Consider the following 18369-nt stretch of genomic DNA (forward strand, 5'->3'; position numbering starts at 1 on the left):
TTACAAAGATAATATGCGCGCCTTATGCAAAAGGTAAAATTACCCCTGACCATTGATGCGCTTCGCGCAGCTCAGAAACGATTAGACTACACAGGTAGTTATTCTCCTGAGCAAGTTTTGCGTATCGCGGAATCTGTGGTTAGCGTGGACAATGATGTAGACAGCGTTTTATCGTTTCAGATAGATAATCAACGTCTGGCAGTTGTGCGTGGGCATTCCGATGTGGATGTTACACTTGAGTGTCAGCGTTGTGGCGGTAATTTCAGCCATCACGTTCACATAACATATTGTTTTAGCCCGGTCATCAATGATGAGCAGGCTGAAGCATTACCGGAAGAGTATGAGCCAATTAACGTTGACGAATTTGGCGAAATAGATTTGCTGGCGATGATTGAAGATGAAATAATTCTTTCTCTGCCAGTGGTTCCGGTACATGATTCTGAACACTGTGAAGTGTCCGACGCGGATATGGTGTTTGGTAAATTACCTCCAGAGGCTGAAAAACCAAACCCATTTGCCGTATTAGCCAGTTTAAAGAAAAGTACTTAAGGAGTAAGGTCAATGGCCGTACAACAGAATAAACCAACTCGTTCTAAACGTGGTATGCGTCGTTCCCATGATGCACTGACCGCACCATTATTGTCTGTAGATAAAACCTCTGGTGAGACTCACCTGCGTCACCATGTGACTGCCGATGGCTACTACCGTGGCCGCAAGGTCATCAACAAATAATCTCCGCCAGTCATTAGCAAGTTGATATCTTGACTAATCTGACTTTAGCGTTAGACGCCATGAGCGGGGATTTTGGTCCTCGCGTTACGGTGCCTGCTGCGTTGCAGGCACTGGCGTCTAATCCTAAACTTAAATTATTGTTGGTCGGGATCCCCGATACCATCTCTCCTTTGCTTGCAAATACTGATGCTAAGTTGCTCAGTCGTTTGCAGGTGGTTCCTGCCGAACAGGTTGTGGCTAACGGTGCAAAACCATCGCAGGCAATTCGTGCCAGCCGTGGTACATCAATGCGTGTTGCATTGGATTTAGTGAAATCCGGTGTGGCACAAGCATGCGTTAGTGCAGGGAATACCGGGGTATTGATGGGGCTATCCAAATTGATACTAAGATCTATTGATGGCATTGACAGACCCGCTTTAATGCAAGTATTGCCCAATCTGAAGCAACAGAAAACGGTGGTACTGGATTTGGGTGCCAATGTTAATTGCGATAGTCGCATGTTGGTGCAATTCGCCATTATGGGTTCAGTAATGGCAGAGGAAGTCGTCGGTATAGCGAATCCTGCGGTAGCACTGCTTAACATTGGTACAGAAGAGAGTAAAGGGCTGGATAATATCCGCGAAGCCGCCACTATTCTAAAGAACATTCCGGCAATAAACTACATTGGTTATCTGGAAGGCGATGAGTTGCTGACAGGCAAGAGCGATGTATTGGTGTGTGACGGCTTCGCAGGTAACGTGACGTTAAAAACGATGGAGGGAGCAATCAGGATTATCTTATCCTTGCTTAAATCATCGGATGGACAAAAGAAACAATTATCCTGGTTGTTGAAAATAGTCAAGAAGTGGTTGCAAAAACGGATGACAAAACGCTTCGGTCACCTGAACCCTGACCAGTATAATGGCGCATGTCTGTTAGGATTACATGGAATCGTAATCAAAAGCCATGGGGCGGCTAATGAGCATGCGTTTAAAGCCGCAATCGAACAGGCTGTTCAGGCCGTTGAAAGGCAGGTTCCTGATAGAATTGCTGCCCGCCTGGCAACAGCATTACCCAAGAGTGACTGAACATACATGTATACAAAAATTTTAGGTACAGGTAGTTATCTGCCTGCGCAAGTGCGCACTAACGCTGATTTAGAAAAAATGGTGGATACCTCTGACGAGTGGATTGTTACCCGCACAGGTGTCCGTGAACGCCGTATTGCTACTGATGATGAAACAGTTGCGATAATGGGTCTTTGGGCTGCGGAAAAAGCAATTGAAATGTCTGGCATTGATAAAGATCAGATTGATTTAATCATTGTGGCAACAGCTTCATCCAGTCATGCTTTCCCAAGTTCTGCGTGTCAAATTCAGCACATGTTGGGTACCAAGAATTCAGCTGCTTTTGATATTTCTGCTGCTTGCTCTGGTTTTGCTTATGCATTGAGTATTGCTGACAAGTTTATTAAAACGGGTGCGGCAAAGCATGCGCTGGTCATTGGTTCTGATTCTATTACCAGAACGCTTAATCCAGAAGATCGCGGAACACTTATTTTGTTTGGTGATGGTGCGGGTGCGATGGTGGTAGGTGCTTCTGATGAGCCAGGAATTCTTTCAACTCACCTTCATGCAAATGGTAGCTATGGTGAATTGCTGGTGTTGCCTTATCAGGATCGCCAGAATCGGAAAGAACCCGCGTATGCCAGTATGATCGGTAATGAAGTTTTTAAAATTGCAGTCCGTGAATTGGCTAATTTGGTTGATGAAACATTAGACGCTAACAATCTATCGCATAGTGAGCTGGATTGGTTGGTACCTCATCAGGCCAATTTGCGTATTATCGCAGCGACAGCTAAGAAGTTGCACATGACTATGGATAAAGTGGTGGTAACGCTGGATCGTCACGGTAACACTTCTGCGGCATCGGTACCTATTGCATTTGATGAGGCCGTGCGTGATGGTCGGATTAAACGTGGTCAGCTAATCTTAATTGAGGCTTTTGGTGGTGGGCTGACTTGGGGTTCAGCACTGATACGTTTTTAATTTGACAGGAAAATGAACATGTCTGAATTTGCAATGGTGTTTCCTGGGCAGGGTTCTCAGTCCCTTGGTATGTTGGCTGATTTGGCCACAGTGTTCCCGGTTGTAGAGCAAACTTTTGCTGAAGCTTCTGATGTGCTGGGATATGATCTTTGGACTCTGGTTCAACAGGGGCCGGAAGAAGAATTAAATAAAACGTGGCAAACCCAGCCCGCGTTATTGGCAACGTCGGTTGCTATTTGGCGGGTCTGGCAAGAGAAAAGTGGAAAAGTACCATCACTGATGGCTGGGCATAGCCTTGGTGAATATTCTGCATTGGTTTGCGCAGGTGTCATTGATTTCAAACAAGCGATTAAACTTGTTGAGCTGCGTGGCAAATTGATGCAAGAAGCGGTACCTGAAGGCACAGGTGCAATGTATGCTATTATTGGTTTAGATAATGAATCCATTGATAGAGCCTGTAAAGAAGCTGCTCAGGGGCAAGTTGTTTCCCCTGTTAACTTTAACTCGCCAGGGCAGGTTGTTATTGCTGGTGAGAAAGAGGCTGTAGAACGTGCTGGTACTGCATGCAAAGCTGCGGGCGCAAAACGTGCACTGCCTTTGGCTGTCAGTGTGCCGTCGCATTGCGCATTGATGAAACCAGCCGCAGATAAGCTGGCAGTTGTTTTGGAAGGAATTGAATTCAGTCATCCTCAGTTCCCGGTGGTAAATAATGTTGATGTGAAAATAGAACAATCTGCTGAAGCTATCCGTGATGCACTGGTACGACAACTCTATAATCCTGTCCGTTGGACGGAAACAGTTGAATTTATTGCTGGACAGAGTGTCGGACAGATATTAGAAATAGGGCCAGGTAAAGTTTTGACGGGTTTAACTAAACGAATTGTCAATACCCTAAGTGTAGCAGCGGTGAATGACACAACTTCATTAGTCACCATATTGGAAAATAATTGAGGACAACATATGAGATTAGATGGAAAGATTGCATTGATAACAGGTGCCAGCCGTGGGATCGGCCGTGCAACTGCTGAACTATTAGCAGAGCGTGGAGCCCATGTCATTGGTACCGCGACAAGTGAAAAAGGCGCTGAAGCTATCAGTGCTTACCTTGGTGAAAAAGGTAAAGGTTTTGTACTGAATGTTGCTGATCCTGAATCTATTGAACAGCTGATGTCTTCCATTCGTACCGAGTTTGGTGGAATTGACATTTTAGTGAATAATGCCGGTATCACTTGTGATAATTTGGTGATGCGCATCAAAGATGATGAGTGGCAGAATGTTATTGACACTAATCTTTCTTCCGTTTTTCGTATGTCAAAAGCGGCAATGCGCTTTATGATAAAGAAACGTTATGGCCGTATTATTTCTATTGGTTCTGTTGTTGGAGCAATGGGTAATCCTGGGCAAGCAAGCTATGCTGCGGCAAAAGCAGGGATTATTGGTTTCAGTAAAACATTGGCCCGTGAAGTCGTTTCTCGGGGTATTACGGTTAATGTTGTTGCTCCAGGGCTTATTGAAACGGATATGCTCAAAAAGTTGCCAGATGAGCAGTTGGCAAACTTTTCGAGTGATATACCCGTTAAGAGACTTGGAGATGTGAAAGAAGTTGCCAGTGCTGTGGCTTTTTTAGCTTCTGATGAAGCGGCCTACATCACAGGTGAAACAATACATGTCAATGGCGGCATGTACATGAACTAAAAAGTGAGCGAACCAGTTGCATTTTTTGTGTTAAATAACGCAAAATAGAGCAAGATTGTGGTTCGACCAGCCGGGATTTGGTTGCATCTTTTCCTGTATTTTATAAACTACGAAAACCATCGCGAAAGCGAATTTTGATAGGAAATTTAATAGCATGAGCACTATTGAAGAACGCGTTAAAAAAATCATCGTTGAACAACTTGGTGTTAAAGAGGAGGAAGTTATCAATTCAGCTTCTTTTGTTGATGACTTGGGCGCTGATTCTCTTGACACAGTTGAACTCGTAATGGCTCTGGAAGAAGAGTTCGATATCGAAATTCCAGATGAAGAAGCAGAAAAGATCACTACAGTTCAGGCAGCTATTGATTACGTCCAGAACCAAAGCGAATAAGTGAACACACCTAGGCGGTCACTCGACCGCCTATGTTTCTGCCCTAAATTATTTCCCTCCCTGGAGGATAAGCGTGTCTAAGCGTCGAGTAGTTGTGACCGGACTAGGCATGTTATCTCCTGTCGGTAACACAGCTGAATCTTCTTGGAAAGCTGTTTGTGCCGGACAGAGTGGTATCAGCCTGATTGACCATTTTGACACCAGTCGCCATGCAACGAGATTTGCTGGTCTGGTTAAAGATTTTAATCATGAAGATTTTAATATTTCGCGCAAAGATGCACGAAAGATGGATGATTTCATTCAATATGGTATTGCAGCAGGTGTGCAAGCTATTGAAGATTCTGGAATCGAAGTAACAGAAGCCAATGCTAGTCGTTTTGGTGCTGCTATTGGTTCTGGTATTGGTGGTTTGGGTCTTATTGAAGAGAATCACGGTGCGTTAGTGGCTAGTGGTCCTCGTAAGATCAGCCCGTTTTTTGTTCCTTCCACGATTGTAAATATGGTGGCAGGTCATCTGACTATCATTTACGGCTTACGTGGCCCAAGTATTTCTATTGCTACAGCATGTACATCAGGTGTGCATAATATCGGTCATGCCGCTCGTATTATTGCTTACAATGATGCGGATATTATGCTGGCAGGTGGCGCAGAAAAAGCCAGTACGCCTCTGGGAGTCGGCGGCTTTGGCGCTGCCCGTGCTTTGTCTACCCGTAACGATAATCCACAGCGCGCAAGCCGGCCGTGGGATAAAGACCGCGATGGTTTTGTTCTGGGGGATGGTGCAGGTATTCTGGTGCTGGAAGAGTATGAGCACGCGAAGAGACGCGGTGCGAAAATTTACGCGGAAATCGTTGGCTTTGGTATGAGCAGTGATGCCTACCATATGACGTCACCACCAGAAGATGGTGCTGGCGCTGCGCTGGCGATGGAAAATGCCCTGAACGATGCCGGTATTACCACTGAACAAGTGGGATATATTAATGCTCATGGTACTTCAACACCCACCGGCGACTTAGCGGAATCTCATGCAGTTGAGTTAGTATTTGGTGAAGGCACAGATGTTTTAGTCAGTTCTACCAAATCAATGACCGGCCATTTGTTGGGTGCTGCGGGTGCAGTGGAATCTATTTTCACCATTCTGGCACTGCGTGATCAAATTGTTCCACCAACTATCAACCTGGAAAACCAGGATGAGAACTGCCGTCTGGATTTCGTTCCTCACGAATCCCGCAAGGTGGTGGGCATGGAATATGCGTTGTGTAACTCTTTCGGTTTCGGTGGTACTAACGGCTCACTGATTTTCCGTAAGATATAAGCCTTATTTTTGTAAATACTTTAAGGCGGCAGAATGAAAGAACTCCAATAGTTAATAATTATTGGAGTTCTTTTCATGGCAGGCACTGCGGGCATTTTTGCACTCATGTCGACTATATACTATGATACCGCTTCTTGATAAGTTGGTTGAAATACCTTTTTTGAGGCATTAAGAACACAGCTATATGTATTGGATTAATGGGGAGCGGTGCGACTATTTGCCAGCGAATGATCGTTCAGTTCAATTCGGGGATGGTTGTTTTACAACAGCAAAAATAGAGCAGGGACAGGCCGCTTTGCTGTCATTGCATATCCAAAGATTACAAAAAGGCGTTGAAAGGTTATATCTTCCACAACCCAATTGGCAACAGCTTGAAAACCATATAAAACAGATTGCTTCCACTACGGAACAAGGCATACTTAAAGTTATTCTTTCCCGTGGAGCTGGAGGGCGTGGTTACAGTGCACAAGGTTTCACGCAACCAAATCAGATCCTATCTCTCACTCCTTATCCTGAAAAATATCTGAAACAACGTCAGGAAGGCCTTTTTCTGGTGCTCAGTCCGATACCAATGGGAATAAATCCCTATCTTGCCGGAATTAAACACCTTAACCGATTGGAACAGGTATTGATTAAATCGTTTATCGAAAAATCAAATGCTGATGAAGCTTTGGTACTCAATACAGATGGTTTATTGGTTGAGTGCTGTACTGCAAACATTTTCTGGCGTAAAGGAAAAGATGTGTATACTCCTGATTTGCGAGGGTGTGGAGTTGAAGGTGTGATGCGGGAAAAAATAATACAGTTATTATCAGAAAGTGACTATTACCTCTCCTGTGTAAATCGTTATCCTGAAACAGTGGCTTATGCAGACGAGGTAATAGTTTGCAATTCTTTAATGCCGGTGATACCTGTCAGTGAAATTCAGGCTCATGAAAATCAGCCCGCATGGAAATATCAGTCAAGGGAGCTGTATGAATATTTGCTTCCTGAATGTTTGAAGTTGTAATTCACTCTGTGTTTAAGTGATTAATTGATGAAACGGAAAAAGCACTTTTTTGCCCTATTGGTTTTGATTGTCATTGCGGCGGCAATATTACTCTATGCCGGTTATAAAAAAGTTGAAAGATTTGCAGACCAAACATTGGCAATCAAACAAGATCGGGTATTTACATTACCAGCAGGTATAGGCCGTCATAGTCTGGAAGCATTATTGGTTCAGGATAATTTGATTAAAGATAATCATATTTTCCCTTGGTTATTAAGGCTGGAACCAAAACTTGCCGAATTTAAAGCGGGAACTTACCTGTTGACACGAGAAATGACATTGCGGGAAATGTTGCAATTATTTTCTAGTGGCAAAGAGGCGCAATTTACGGTCCGTTTTGTCGAAGGCAGTCATTTATCTGATTGGTGGAAAATACTACAACAATCTGAGTATCTTAAACATGAATTGAATGATAAAAGTGCTCAGGAATTGGCTGAAATATTGGGTATCAAAGAGACTGATACTCTGGAAGGGAGACTCTATCCGGATACTTATCACTATACGGCGGGGACAAGCGATGTCGCATTACTGAAACGAGCATACCGACAGATGAAAATGACGCTTGAAGAAGAATGGCAACAGCGCGATAAAAACCTGCCCTATAAAAGTGCATATGAAATGTTGATCATGGCGTCGATAATTGAGAAAGAAACAGGTGTTGAGGCTGAACGGACAAAAGTGGCTTCTGTATTTATTAACCGTTTACGGTTGAATATGCGGCTACAAACTGATCCGACGGTGATCTATGGCTTAGGAGAAAAATATACAGGCACTATTTTTCGCAAAGATTTAACCACACTGACACCATACAATACTTACATGATTAATGGCTTGCCACCTACGCCAATTGCTATGCCAGGTCTTGCTTCGATAAAAGCAGCTGCGCACCCGGCAAAAACTGAATTTCTCTATTTTGTCGCGGATGGTAAAGGCGGTCATACTTTTACGACCAATCTGGCGGCGCATAACAGAGCGGTGAATATTTACCGTCAGGGATTAAGACAGAGCAGATGAACAGCAAATTTATTGTTATTGAAGGGTTAGAGGGCGCAGGAAAAACTTCAGCGATGAAAACGATCGTTGAAAAATTGCAGCAGCATGGTATTCAGGACTTAGTTTTTACCCGTGAACCGGGTGGAACGCCACTGGCAGAAAAACTACGTGAGTTGATTAAGCAAGGCATTGAAGGTGAATCTCTGACGGATAAAGCCGAAGTGCTGATGTTATATGCGGCCAGGGTACAACTGGTCGAAAATGTGATTAAACCTGCTTTGGCCCGTGGTGCATGGGTTGTGGGTGATCGTCATGATCTCTCTTCTCAGGCGTATCAAGGAGGAGGACGTAATATTGATAAAAATTTGATGGCCTCGCTGCGTGATACTGTTCTGGGTGATTTTCGCCCTGATCTGACTATTTATCTCGATCTTCCTCCTCAGATTGGTCTACTGCGTGCCCGTGAGCGTGGGGAATTAGACCGGATTGAAAAGGAGTCAATGGATTTCTTTGATCGCACTCGCCGTTGTTACCTGGAGTTTGCGGAACAAGATAAGCGTATTGTGACTGTTGATGCTGCTCAACCAATAGAGCGGGTACAAGCCGATATTCGCCAAGCCCTTGAGCAATGGCTGAAACAGCAGGAAAATGGCTGATGAATTGGTATCCGTGGCTTAATCAGGCATACCGTCAGTTGGTAGAATTCCATCAGCAAGGACGGGGCCATCATGCTTTATTACTTCATGCTAATGCTGGCACTGGGGCTGATGTGCTGATATATGGGTTAAGCCGCTGGTTAATGTGTCAGAATAAGCAGGGGATGAAAAGTTGTGGGGAATGTCATAGTTGTCACCTGATGATGGCAGAAACTCATCCTGATTGGCATATTATGTCACCGGAGAAGGGTAAAACCAGTGTTGGTGTGGAAGCGGTACGTCAGATTACGGAAAAGCTTTATAGTCGTTCTCAGCAAGGTGGCGTAAAAATTGTCTGTCTACCTTTGGCCGAATGTTTGACAGATGCTGCTGCCAATGCATTATTGAAGACTCTGGAAGAGCCGCCGGAACATACCTATTTTCTATTGGAATGCCGTCAGCCAACCAACCTTTTGGCAACTTTACGCAGTCGCTGTTTTTACTATTTTCTGCCGGTGCCTGAAGCAGAAACTAGCTTTTATTGGTTGCAAAAACAGTTACCTGTCATTTCTTCGGTTGATGCAATGACGGCGTTGAAACTGTCTCAGGGAGCACCGGTTGCGGCAGCACAATTGCTGCAACCGGAGCGATGGCAGATTCGGCGGCAATTCTGTCAGGCTGTTGAACAGGCTTTGGATAAACGTGATGCTTTATCACTTTTATCCCAGTTAAATCACGAAGATGCGCCGCAGCGCCTTCATTGGCTTATCAGTTTGTTACTTGATGCGGTAAAGTGGCAACAGCAGGCGCAGAGTTATTGCATCAATCAGGATCAACAAACGCTGATTTATCAATTAAGTTCCATGCATACTATGGCTGTTTTACTACAGAGCGTTGATGACTGGATACACTGTCGTCATCAACTACTCTCAGTCGTGGGCGTAAACAGAGAGTTGTTACTGACAGAGCAATTGCTTAATTGGGAAAAACAGTTTACTTCACAATTTTGAAATCTTTTTTGTATACGAGTTTAATATGTTGTTAGTGGATTCGCATTGTCATCTTGATTGTCTTGATTATGAAAAACTACATAAAAATGTAGATGATGTTGTTGCAAAAGCGGCGGACCGGGAGGTTAAATTTATGCTGGCAGTCGCGACTACGCTACCCGGTTTCCAGCAAATGAAAACCCTGATCGGTGAACGGGAAAATATTGTTTTTTCCTGTGGTATTCATCCGCTTAACCTGGATGAAGGCTATGATTTTGATGAGTTGGCACGTTTAGCTGCTGGGAATGAAGTTGTCGCACTGGGTGAAACTGGACTGGATTACTATTATCAGCAGGATAATGCTGAACTACAGCGAACCTCGTTTCGTGAACATATTCGTATCGGCCGTCAACGCAATAAGCCAGTTATCGTTCATACCCGTAGTGCCCGTGATGATACTTTACGGGTATTGCGTGAAGAACAGGCAGAAGAATGTGGTGGTGTTTTGCATTGTTTTACTGAGGATAAAGATACCGCCAGAGAATTATTGGATTTAGGTTTCTATATTTCGTTCTCCGGTATTGTGACTTTCCGTAATGCAGAGCAAATTCGTGAAGCGGCAAGATATGTACCATTGGATCGTATTCTGATTGAAACCGATTCGCCTTATCTTGCACCGGTGCCGCATCGTGGCAAAGAAAACCAGCCTGCATACGTGCGTGATGTTGCGGAATATATGGCTGTACTCAAAGGTGTGAGTATTGAGGAACTGGCTCGGGTTACCACGCAGAATTTCTGCGATCTATTTCATGTTGATGTCTGCAAAATTTGATTTATCAACTTGAATTTGTGGTTTGTAAGCGTTCATATATCTCTTGTTATTTGAATAAAAGGAAAATGTGATGGCAGAAGAAACTATTTTTAGCAAAATTATTCGTCGTGAAATACCTTCTGATATTGTTTATCAGGACGATCTGGTCACTGCATTTCGTGATATTTCTCCACAGGCGCCGATTCATATTTTGATTATTCCTAATGTTTTGATCCCGACAGTGAACGATGTCAAGGCGGAGCATGAAGCCGTATTGGGACGAATGATGACGGTTGCTGCGAAAATTGCTGAACAGGAAGGTATTGCCGAAGATGGATACCGCTTGATTATGAACTGTAACCGTCATGCGGGGCAGGAAGTTTACCATATTCATATGCATCTGGTTGGCGGCCGCCATTTGGGGCCATTACTGTTGAAGTAAATGTGAAGCACTAAAGTTCGCTTATTATATAGCCAGATATTCGGGTGTATCTTCCTCAGAATGACTCCCGGATATCTTGATTTTAAAATAAATGCTGCTGTTTTATTACTGGAGTTGAACTGATAATAGATTGCTGGTGTCACAGCCGAAACTTATCTGCTTCTTTAAACTCTGTAATTGGAATAGGTTGATGAAAAGAATTATTTTTGTAGCACTCTCTGTCATGTTTCTGGCTGGTTGTCCATCTTTGCCTCCGCAGCAGCCTGAGCCTCCCACGCCGGTTATACCTGTGATCCCAACGGAACCGACGACACCACCTGAAAAAGTTCCAGAGCCGCCTAAAATGCGCGAAATTGATTGGGAAGGGACGGTGCAACCATTGGTAGAGCAAATGGTTAAGGCAAATGGGTTGGGAAACGGCAAGTTATTGTTAGTTGATACAGTAAAAAATAACACCAACGGTGTGTTGCAAACCATGCAAGTCACTGATGTTTTGCGTCAAGCCATCAATAGCAAGAATGTTTTTGTATTAGTACCGCAAAATCAAGTACAGAACGCCCGCCAATCGTTGGGCCTGTCTGAAGAAGATAGTTTGGGGTTACGCAGCAAAGCGATTGGTTTGGCTCGTTACTTAAATGCGGATTATGTTCTCTATTCTATCGTTTCAGGTAACAGTGATAAGCGTGATATTGTCATGCAACTGATGATTGTACAGACAGGTGAAATTCTCTGGTCAGGGCACGGTGACGTTAAGTAATCAAGATTGCTTATTGCGGGCGTTATGCAGGCAATGGCCTTATACAACAGCAAGCAACTGGAAGATAAGGCCGTTAAGCGGTCTGACAAATGAAAGCTATTATGCCACCGATGGCGAATATCATATTGTCGCCCGTAGACAGTGGCAGCAAGGGAAGCAGCTTGGCGTTAACCGTCAGCGTGAAAATGCCATTTTGCGTCATCTCAGCCAGACAAAAATTGCTCCGCAAGTCATTGCAATGGATCCCCATTGGTTGTTATTGGAATGGCTGCCCGGTCATCTTATTGAGCAAAATGAGTTTTCTCAGCCTGATTTTCTGCAAAAACTGGCGACATTATTGACCACTTTGCATCATCAGCCGTTGTTCGGTTATCCGCTTCAATTACGGCATCAGTTAGAAAGCCACTGGTTGCAAATTGATAAAGCACGTCTTACTCCTCGTTGGTTGCGGTTGCATAAACGATTCATATCATCTTCGATGCCTTCAATACGAAAACTATCGCCTGTTCATATGGATGTTCATTGCGGTAATTTGCTTAATACGCCTCAGGGACTGAAACTCATTGACTGGGAATATGCAACTGATACCGATATAGGATTTGCGTTAGCGACACTGTTTTGCACTAATCATTGGGATGAGCCGCAGCAGCAGGATTTTTTGCGTTGCTATTGTGGTCAGCCATCAGGATACCGGGATCGAACGTTATTGGCGCGTCAGATTAAACGTTGGCAACCCTGGGTTGACTATATGATTTTGATGTGGTTTGAAGTGCGTTGGAAACAGAGTGGTGATCCCCAATTTTTAGCGTTAGCACAACCGTTGCGTCTCTCTTTTGGTCTAACGTTTTAAATCAATTATGCTGCATTGATTGCAGCACATGAATACAAGTGAGGAATGTTATGGGTCCAGTAATGTTAGATGTTGTCAGTTATGAACTTGATAATGAAGAAAAGGAAATTTTGCAACATCCGTTAGTGGGCGGTTTAATTCTATTTACCCGGAACTTTCATGATGTTGAGCAATTACGTGAATTGGTACGTCAAATTCGGCAGGTATCTCGTCATCGTCTTGTGATTGCCGTTGATCAGGAAGGTGGCAGAGTTCAGCGTTTCCGTGAAGGTTTCACTTGCTTACCGGCGGCTCAGTCTTTTGCTGGATTGAGTGATAATTTCAATGGCACCAAATTGGCGGAAGAAGCGGGTTGGCTGATGGCGTCTGAAATGATTGCAATGGATATCGACATCAGCTTTGCGCCTGTTCTGGATTTAGGTCATCAATGTGTGGCTATTGGTGAACGTTCATTCCATGAAAACCCGGAGCAGGCCAAGATGATGGCAGAACTCTTTATTAAAGGAATGCATTCTGCCGGTATGAAATCGACAGGTAAGCATTTTCCGGGGCATGGTGCTGTCAATGCGGATTCTCATAAAGAAACGCCCCACGATGATCGTCCGCTAGACGTTATTTGTCATCATGATATGTCTATTTTCCGTGATTTTATCCAGCGTAATTTGTTGGATGCGGTTATGCCGGCTCACGTGATCTATTCTCAGGTGGATAAGCATCCTGCCAGCGGATCGTCATATTGGCTGAAATCGGTACTGCGTCAGCAATTGGGTTTTAATGGCGTAATATTTTCGGATGATCTCTCTATGGAGGGGGCGGCGATTATGGGCAGTTACGCTGAACGCGGGCAGGCTGCGTTGAATGCAGGTTGTGACATGATTCTGGTGTGTAATAACCGTGACGGGGCGGTCAGTGTGCTTGATAACTTGCCTCAGACCAAAGCAGAGAAAGTCTCGGAATTGTATCACCAGGGCGGTCAATTTAGTTTGAATGAATTAAAGAATTCAAAACGCTGGCAGCAGGCTAATAAAGCATTAACGGTTTTACATGAGAAATGGCAGTGTTGTGTTCGGTACTTGTGAAAATATTTTAAATTCTCATTGGCTGATTGGGATGAGATTATTTGGCTTTGTTCCTTGCTTTTTACTCAAATTCTTAGTCGAAAACAGGGTGTTCTTTGAATTTTCTCTTAAAAATCATACTCAACCTTTTTTATGAGCATTTTTTGATGGTTTTTTTTATACCATTTCTGTAATAATCATAATATTGGATCTGAAGTTGGTCGGGATAATGCATAGTAAGAAAGTAAAGTCATTAGTTTGGGTTGGCAGTAGTAAGAAAGATCTACTGACACAACCGGGAGAAGTCATTAAAACGGTTGGTTATGCTTTGCATTTTGCACAGGTAGGTATGGGTTCACCCCGATGTAAAACCTCTTTCAGGCTTTCATGGAGCAGGAGTTTTAGAAGTTGTGGAGAATCATAATGGGGATACTTATCGGGCAGTCTACACTGTAAAGTTTGAAAACATAGTATTCGTTTTACATTGTTTTCAGAAGAAATCAAAAAAAGGAATTTCTACGCCTAAGGTTGATATCGATCTTATCAAGTCTCGGCTTGATAAAGCTAAACAGATTTATGAGGGTATGAAAAATGGCAAGATATGATGAAAATGATTTTGAAATCGGTTCAGGCAATGTTTTTGCTGATCTAAATTTACCTGGCGCCGAAGATATGAAAATCAAAGCTGATTTGGCTATTCAGATCATAAATACAATTGAAAAACTGGGGCTTAATCAAACGGAAGCGGCAAAACGCATGGGACTATCACAGCCACGAATTTCTGCTCTATATAACGGAAAAGTTCTCAACTTGTCTGAGAAGAAATTAATGGAATGTCTTAATCGCCTTGGGTATGACATTGAGATTGTCGTAAAACCCAGTCGAGAATTTATTGGGCATCGCACTTTTTGCTTTGCTGGATAGGGGAATGCCAAGGGAATACGGGGGAGTTACATATTCCCCGTTTATCAAGCCAAATCCGACTAACTAGAAATAAATTGATAATTTTTATAATTGATGTTTATTTCTTCAAAAGAATTTAATGTTGTTCAATTTTGGTATGACCCACTAACCAGCCGTGATATTCTGTAACCATCACATCAGTTATTTATTTCAAACTAAATGTTATCCAAGGATATTGTTTCAATATCCTTGGATAACATTTGATTTACATTTTTAGTGGGGTAGTCATGTCAACACCAAAGAAGAGAATTGTGATCATTGGTGGAGGTGCTGGTGGTTTGGAACTGGCAACCAGTTTGGGGCATAAGCTGGGGCGTAAAAAGAGAGCAGAAATTGTGCTGGTGGATCGTAACCAGAGCCATTTATGGAAGCCGTTATTACATGAAGTCGCGACAGGATCACTCGACGATGGGGTTGATGCGTTGAGTTATTTAGCCCATGCCCGTAATCATTATTTCACTTTCCAATTAGGGACCTTGACCGATATTCATCGTGACACCAAAAAGATTTCTTTGGCTGAGATCCGGGATGAATATAACGAGGTGTTGGTTGCTGAACGTGAACTGAATTATGACATTCTGGTTATGGCCCTGGGCAGTAAATCTAATGATTTTGGTACGCAGGGTGTGAAAGAGCACTGCATCTTCCTGGATAACCCACAACAGGCGCACCGTTTCCATAATGAGATGTTGAATCTGTTTCTTAAATACTCTGCAAGCAGTGGTCAGCAAGATAAGGTGAATATCGCTATCGTTGGTGGTGGTGCGACAGGTGTTGAGTTATCAGCAGAATTGCATAACGCGGTAAGACAGCTTAACAGCTATGGTTTTGAGGGATTGAGTTCGGAAGCGCTGAATGTGACGTTGGTCGAGGCGGGTGAGCGCATTTTGCCTGCATTGCCAGCACGTATTTCTGCTGCGGCGCATCAGGAACTGACAAAACTTGGCGTTCATGTATTGACCAAAACTATGGTTACCAGTGCTGATGAGCATGGATTGAATACCAAAGAGGGTGAGTTGATAAAAGCGGATCTCATGGTATGGGCGGCGGGTATCAAAGCACCTGATTTTATAAAAGATATTGCCGGCCTTGAAACTAACCGGATTAACCAACTGGTGGTGAAGCCAACGCTGCAAACGACATTTGATGATCATGTTTTCGCCATTGGTGATTGTGCATCATGCCCGAAGAAAGAGGGGGGTTTTGTTCCGCCGAGGGCACAGGCGGCTCACCAAATGGCTAGCCGTTGCCATAGCAATATTATGGCGTTGTTGAATGACAAACCGTTAAAAGAATATACCTACAAAGATCATGGCTCTCTGGTTTCATTATCTAAATTCAGTACGGTTGGTAGCCTGATGGGTAATTTAATGCGTGGTTCAATGATGATAGAGGGGCGTGTGGCTCGTGCTGTCTATATTTCATTATATCGAATGCATCAGGTAGCTTTGCATGGTTATATTAAAACTGGTCTGATGATGTTGGTCGGTGGAATTAACCGTGTGATCCGTCCGCGATTAAAATTGCATTAATTATTTAATCGATATAAGGCCACTCGTGAAATAATGAGTGGCCTTGATAAAGCATCACTTATTTAGTTTGAAATAATTTATTTTAATTAAGAAAGTAGACGATCAATTAATTTGAAAGCATTCGCGACATTTGGGCGAGAACCCATTCCCTGTTGTTCTCCGGTTGGAAAACCACTATTTTTAACCAGTGTCGCTAACTGATAGCAATTAAAATATCTGTGATATTTTAATTTGGCATAGGATTGAATGAGTGCTAACGCTCCGGAAACTAAAGGTGTTGCACTGGATGTCCCATTATAACTACGCGTGTAATTTCTATTATTTCCTGGCAGGCGTTGTAAGTTTGAATATCCAGTGGTCGTGACATTCTCACCCCAGGAATTTAAATTGGTATAGAGATTATGATTGGAAAAACCTAACCTGTATCCATTAATTGATGTACAGGCACCAATCATAATACCACCAGGATCGCCATAGTTAGGGAAGGTGAAATCATAGGCTAAATTAATACCACTATTACCAGCAGAAAAGATAATAATTGCACCTGCATCCACACAGCTTTTTATTTTCTGCCAATTAGATTTGATATAGGTAAAAGGGTAATATCTATTATTAGCGACAATTTGAATATTTAAACTAATAATATCTCCTGGCGAAAAACTATATATTATTCTGTCAAAATCATCAATGTCATAAAAACGGAAATGACATTCGTGAGCTATACCTGTTACACCGAATCCATTATCCTTTGCTGCAATACAACCGGTAGAGGCTGTACCGTGGTTACAGTCTTGTATTTCTGGGCGGCTGTTGATAACCGTAATATTACCAACTAAATCTTCATGGTTTCGGTAAACACCAAAATCAAGATGGTGCACAGTGATACCCTGACCTTTATAACCAGTAGCCCAAGCGTTTCTGATATTCATTCCATTGTATTCGTCTAAATATCCTTGGAGATGTGAAAAATCGGGCGTAATGATATTATAATCAAATTCGGCAATTGTCTCTTCTGTTTTGGATAAGATCCGAGGAGGTGGTGGTATATATTTTAAAACGGGAGTGAGAGAGCAAAACTCGATATAATCCAGTTTTTCTAACTCATCAGCTAGCTTGACTAAATCAGAATGATTAATATCAGAGTCTATTTTATAGAGGTGGTTTAATTTATTAAATTCTTTGGTTTTCCAGATCTTTCTATCTAAATTTTCTTTATTAAAAACAGGTTTTATCTCCATTTTATGTTTAGATGCATTAAAAACAGGTAATGAGTCAGTTTTTTCATATTCTAGTTTTTTTAATCCATCTGGGGAAAACATGATTTCAAGATTATATTTCAAATTATCATTTGGGATATGATTGTTTCCTTTTAAAGAAATAATATTATCTTCAGACGGTGTTTGTTTAGGTAATGGATAGCTAATATTATTGCTTTCATTTTTAATGATTTCATCTATTTCTCTATCTATATCAAACAGAAAATCCGATTCTTTTATTTCTATATTTTCTGGTGAAAGTTTATTAGTTACTTTTCCATTTTCAATGATAGTGGTTTCTATTGTATAATTTGCGGGTTTAAGTGAGGTAAAACAGGCTAATTGATTATCGTCACTATAGTATTCATATATGCATTTTGTATCTAAATCTATTAGCTTGTATTTTATTTCTATGTTGTCACTCATTTCACCATAACATTTAAGATATAGATTACCGTCAAATTTTGCAGATTTAAAGTACTCAAGGGATATGGACATTGTCATTCTCCTCTTTGGTTAATCGCCTCCTTAGTATAACTACAAATAAGTATTCCATATTATTATTATTTCTTAGTCCACTATTTTGTTAGGGAATGGCTGTATTATCTGTATTGATTATTACTGAATGTGATTTTATATTGAATATATAGTTCTATTTGTTTGGGATTTATCTCTCATTGGAGTGAGCGGTGGGTTTTAATTAATAAAATCAGGTATGAATATATTCCATAGAGTTCTTATTTTGACAATATACCCGTTATCTTTCAAGTTGCCTCTTTGTTGGCTGCACTCGCTCACCCCGGTCACATAGTTAGCTATGCTCCCGGGGATTCACTCCCTTGCCGTCGCACTGCATCTTGAAATCTATTGGGTAT

The 18369-nt window shown here is 42.4% G+C and carries 20 protein-coding genes and 1 pseudogene; 20 read left to right on the forward strand and 1 reads right to left on the reverse strand.

What is annotated here, in order from left to right; genetic code table 11:
- The first annotated feature begins 24 nt into the window (after window positions 1–24).
- The 20 genes and pseudogenes from yceD (at window position 25) to ACUN2T_RS10950 (ending at window position 16238) form a co-directional block, all read left to right on the forward strand.
- A complete protein-coding gene (yceD, locus tag ACUN2T_RS10855) occupies window positions 25–549 on the forward strand; it encodes a 23S rRNA accumulation protein YceD (RefSeq protein ID WP_445497461.1) in 525 nt (174 codons plus the stop codon).
- 12 nt (window positions 550–561) lie between these two features.
- Window positions 562–732: a 50S ribosomal protein L32 gene (gene rpmF / locus ACUN2T_RS10860; protein ID WP_011147057.1), complete on the forward strand. Its 171-nt coding sequence runs from the start codon at window positions 562–564 to the stop codon at window positions 730–732.
- 29 nt (window positions 733–761) lie between these two features.
- On the forward strand, window positions 762–1799 hold the full coding sequence (plsX, locus tag ACUN2T_RS10865) for a phosphate acyltransferase PlsX (RefSeq protein WP_445497462.1): 1038 nt from the start codon (window positions 762–764) through the stop codon (window positions 1797–1799).
- Between the two features lie 6 nt (window positions 1800–1805).
- Window positions 1806–2759 (forward strand): beta-ketoacyl-ACP synthase III, encoded by a 954-nt coding sequence (locus ACUN2T_RS10870; protein ID WP_445497463.1) that lies wholly within the window; start codon window positions 1806–1808, stop codon window positions 2757–2759.
- 18 nt (window positions 2760–2777) lie between these two features.
- Window positions 2778–3710, forward strand: a complete 933-nt coding sequence (gene fabD, locus ACUN2T_RS10875) for an ACP S-malonyltransferase (RefSeq protein WP_445497464.1) — start codon at window positions 2778–2780, stop codon at window positions 3708–3710.
- Between the two features lie 9 nt (window positions 3711–3719).
- The gene (gene fabG, locus ACUN2T_RS10880; RefSeq protein ID WP_445497465.1) at window positions 3720–4454 is read left to right on the forward strand and encodes a 3-oxoacyl-ACP reductase FabG; all 735 of its coding nucleotides are present in this window, start codon (window positions 3720–3722) and stop codon (window positions 4452–4454) included.
- A 154-nt stretch (window positions 4455–4608) separates the two neighbouring features.
- Window positions 4609–4845 carry an acyl carrier protein gene (acpP, locus tag ACUN2T_RS10885; protein WP_112894165.1) on the forward strand — a complete coding sequence of 79 codons (237 nt, stop codon included), beginning with the start codon at window positions 4609–4611 and terminating at the stop codon, window positions 4843–4845.
- A 73-nt stretch (window positions 4846–4918) separates the two neighbouring features.
- Window positions 4919–6160 (forward strand): beta-ketoacyl-ACP synthase II, encoded by a 1242-nt coding sequence (gene fabF, locus ACUN2T_RS10890; protein ID WP_445497466.1) that lies wholly within the window; start codon window positions 4919–4921, stop codon window positions 6158–6160.
- A 184-nt stretch (window positions 6161–6344) separates the two neighbouring features.
- Entirely contained in the window at window positions 6345–7169 is an 825-nt protein-coding gene (gene pabC, locus ACUN2T_RS10895) for an aminodeoxychorismate lyase (RefSeq protein ID WP_445497467.1), read from the forward strand.
- Between the two features lie 27 nt (window positions 7170–7196).
- Window positions 7197–8222, forward strand: a complete 1026-nt coding sequence (gene mltG, locus ACUN2T_RS10900) for an endolytic transglycosylase MltG (RefSeq protein WP_445497468.1) — start codon at window positions 7197–7199, stop codon at window positions 8220–8222.
- A complete protein-coding gene (gene tmk, locus ACUN2T_RS10905; protein WP_445497469.1) occupies window positions 8219–8857 on the forward strand; it encodes a dTMP kinase in 639 nt (212 codons plus the stop codon). The genes mltG and tmk overlap by 4 nt, the downstream gene beginning before the upstream one ends.
- Window positions 8857–9846, forward strand: a complete 990-nt coding sequence (gene holB, locus ACUN2T_RS10910) for a DNA polymerase III subunit delta' (protein WP_445497470.1) — start codon at window positions 8857–8859, stop codon at window positions 9844–9846. The genes tmk and holB overlap by 1 nt, the downstream gene beginning before the upstream one ends.
- Before the next feature lie 25 nt (window positions 9847–9871).
- Complete coding sequence (locus ACUN2T_RS10915) at window positions 9872–10657, forward strand: metal-dependent hydrolase (RefSeq protein WP_445497471.1); 786 nt, start codon at window positions 9872–9874, stop codon at window positions 10655–10657.
- 70 nt (window positions 10658–10727) lie between these two features.
- Entirely contained in the window at window positions 10728–11078 is a 351-nt protein-coding gene (gene hinT, locus ACUN2T_RS10920; RefSeq protein WP_445497472.1) for a purine nucleoside phosphoramidase, read from the forward strand.
- 190 nt (window positions 11079–11268) lie between these two features.
- Window positions 11269–11835, forward strand: coding sequence for a penicillin-binding protein activator LpoB (lpoB, locus tag ACUN2T_RS10925; protein ID WP_445497473.1), 567 nt, complete (start codon window positions 11269–11271; stop codon window positions 11833–11835).
- Window positions 11798–12685: a thiamine kinase gene (thiK, locus tag ACUN2T_RS10930; protein WP_445497474.1), complete on the forward strand. Its 888-nt coding sequence runs from the start codon at window positions 11798–11800 to the stop codon at window positions 12683–12685. The genes lpoB and thiK overlap by 38 nt, the downstream gene beginning before the upstream one ends.
- Window positions 12686–12735: 50 nt before the next feature.
- The gene (nagZ, locus tag ACUN2T_RS10935) at window positions 12736–13764 is read left to right on the forward strand and encodes a beta-N-acetylhexosaminidase (RefSeq protein ID WP_445497475.1); all 1029 of its coding nucleotides are present in this window, start codon (window positions 12736–12738) and stop codon (window positions 13762–13764) included.
- A gap of 208 nt (window positions 13765–13972) precedes the next feature.
- Window positions 13973–14348, forward strand: a pseudogene (locus ACUN2T_RS10940) (type II toxin-antitoxin system RelE/ParE family toxin).
- Window positions 14335–14667 (forward strand): helix-turn-helix domain-containing protein, encoded by a 333-nt coding sequence (locus ACUN2T_RS10945; protein ID WP_445497476.1) that lies wholly within the window; start codon window positions 14335–14337, stop codon window positions 14665–14667. The pseudogene ACUN2T_RS10940 and the gene ACUN2T_RS10945 overlap by 14 nt, the downstream one beginning before the upstream one ends.
- Window positions 14668–14933: 266 nt before the next feature.
- Window positions 14934–16238: an NAD(P)/FAD-dependent oxidoreductase gene (locus ACUN2T_RS10950; RefSeq protein ID WP_445497477.1), complete on the forward strand. Its 1305-nt coding sequence runs from the start codon at window positions 14934–14936 to the stop codon at window positions 16236–16238.
- Between the two features lie 86 nt (window positions 16239–16324).
- On the opposite strand, the gene ACUN2T_RS10955 is transcribed toward ACUN2T_RS10950, so the two are convergent.
- A complete protein-coding gene (locus ACUN2T_RS10955) occupies window positions 16325–17992 on the reverse strand; it encodes a S8 family peptidase (protein WP_445497478.1) in 1668 nt (555 codons plus the stop codon).
- Window positions 17993–18369 lie beyond the last annotated feature (377 nt).

The sequence above is a fragment of the Photorhabdus machadonis genome (genome assembly GCF_052657765.1).

What these genes read in the sequence shown, in the direction of transcription:
- tmk (WP_445497469.1), top strand. Translation starts at nt 8,219, where the DNA reads ATGAACAGCAAATTTATTGTTATTGAAGGGTTAGAGGGCGCAGGAAAA.
- acpP (WP_112894165.1), top strand. Translation starts at nt 4,609, where the DNA reads ATGAGCACTATTGAAGAACGCGTTAAAAAAATCATCGTTGAACAACTT.
- pabC (WP_445497467.1), top strand. Translation starts at nt 6,345, where the DNA reads ATGTATTGGATTAATGGGGAGCGGTGCGACTATTTGCCAGCGAATGAT.
- holB (WP_445497470.1), top strand. Translation starts at nt 8,857, where the DNA reads ATGAATTGGTATCCGTGGCTTAATCAGGCATACCGTCAGTTGGTAGAA.
- nagZ (WP_445497475.1), top strand. Translation starts at nt 12,736, where the DNA reads ATGGGTCCAGTAATGTTAGATGTTGTCAGTTATGAACTTGATAATGAA.
- mltG (WP_445497468.1), top strand. Translation starts at nt 7,197, where the DNA reads ATGAAACGGAAAAAGCACTTTTTTGCCCTATTGGTTTTGATTGTCATT.
- ACUN2T_RS10955 (WP_445497478.1), bottom strand. Translation starts at nt 17,992, where the DNA reads ATGTCCATATCCCTTGAGTACTTTAAATCTGCAAAATTTGACGGTAAT.
- yceD (WP_445497461.1), top strand. Translation starts at nt 25, where the DNA reads ATGCAAAAGGTAAAATTACCCCTGACCATTGATGCGCTTCGCGCAGCT.
- hinT (WP_445497472.1), top strand. Translation starts at nt 10,728, where the DNA reads ATGGCAGAAGAAACTATTTTTAGCAAAATTATTCGTCGTGAAATACCT.
- ACUN2T_RS10945 (WP_445497476.1), top strand. Translation starts at nt 14,335, where the DNA reads ATGGCAAGATATGATGAAAATGATTTTGAAATCGGTTCAGGCAATGTT.
- ACUN2T_RS10915 (WP_445497471.1), top strand. Translation starts at nt 9,872, where the DNA reads ATGTTGTTAGTGGATTCGCATTGTCATCTTGATTGTCTTGATTATGAA.
- fabG (WP_445497465.1), top strand. Translation starts at nt 3,720, where the DNA reads ATGAGATTAGATGGAAAGATTGCATTGATAACAGGTGCCAGCCGTGGG.
- lpoB (WP_445497473.1), top strand. Translation starts at nt 11,269, where the DNA reads ATGAAAAGAATTATTTTTGTAGCACTCTCTGTCATGTTTCTGGCTGGT.
- fabD (WP_445497464.1), top strand. Translation starts at nt 2,778, where the DNA reads ATGTCTGAATTTGCAATGGTGTTTCCTGGGCAGGGTTCTCAGTCCCTT.
- ACUN2T_RS10950 (WP_445497477.1), top strand. Translation starts at nt 14,934, where the DNA reads ATGTCAACACCAAAGAAGAGAATTGTGATCATTGGTGGAGGTGCTGGT.
- ACUN2T_RS10870 (WP_445497463.1), top strand. Translation starts at nt 1,806, where the DNA reads ATGTATACAAAAATTTTAGGTACAGGTAGTTATCTGCCTGCGCAAGTG.
- rpmF (WP_011147057.1), top strand. Translation starts at nt 562, where the DNA reads ATGGCCGTACAACAGAATAAACCAACTCGTTCTAAACGTGGTATGCGT.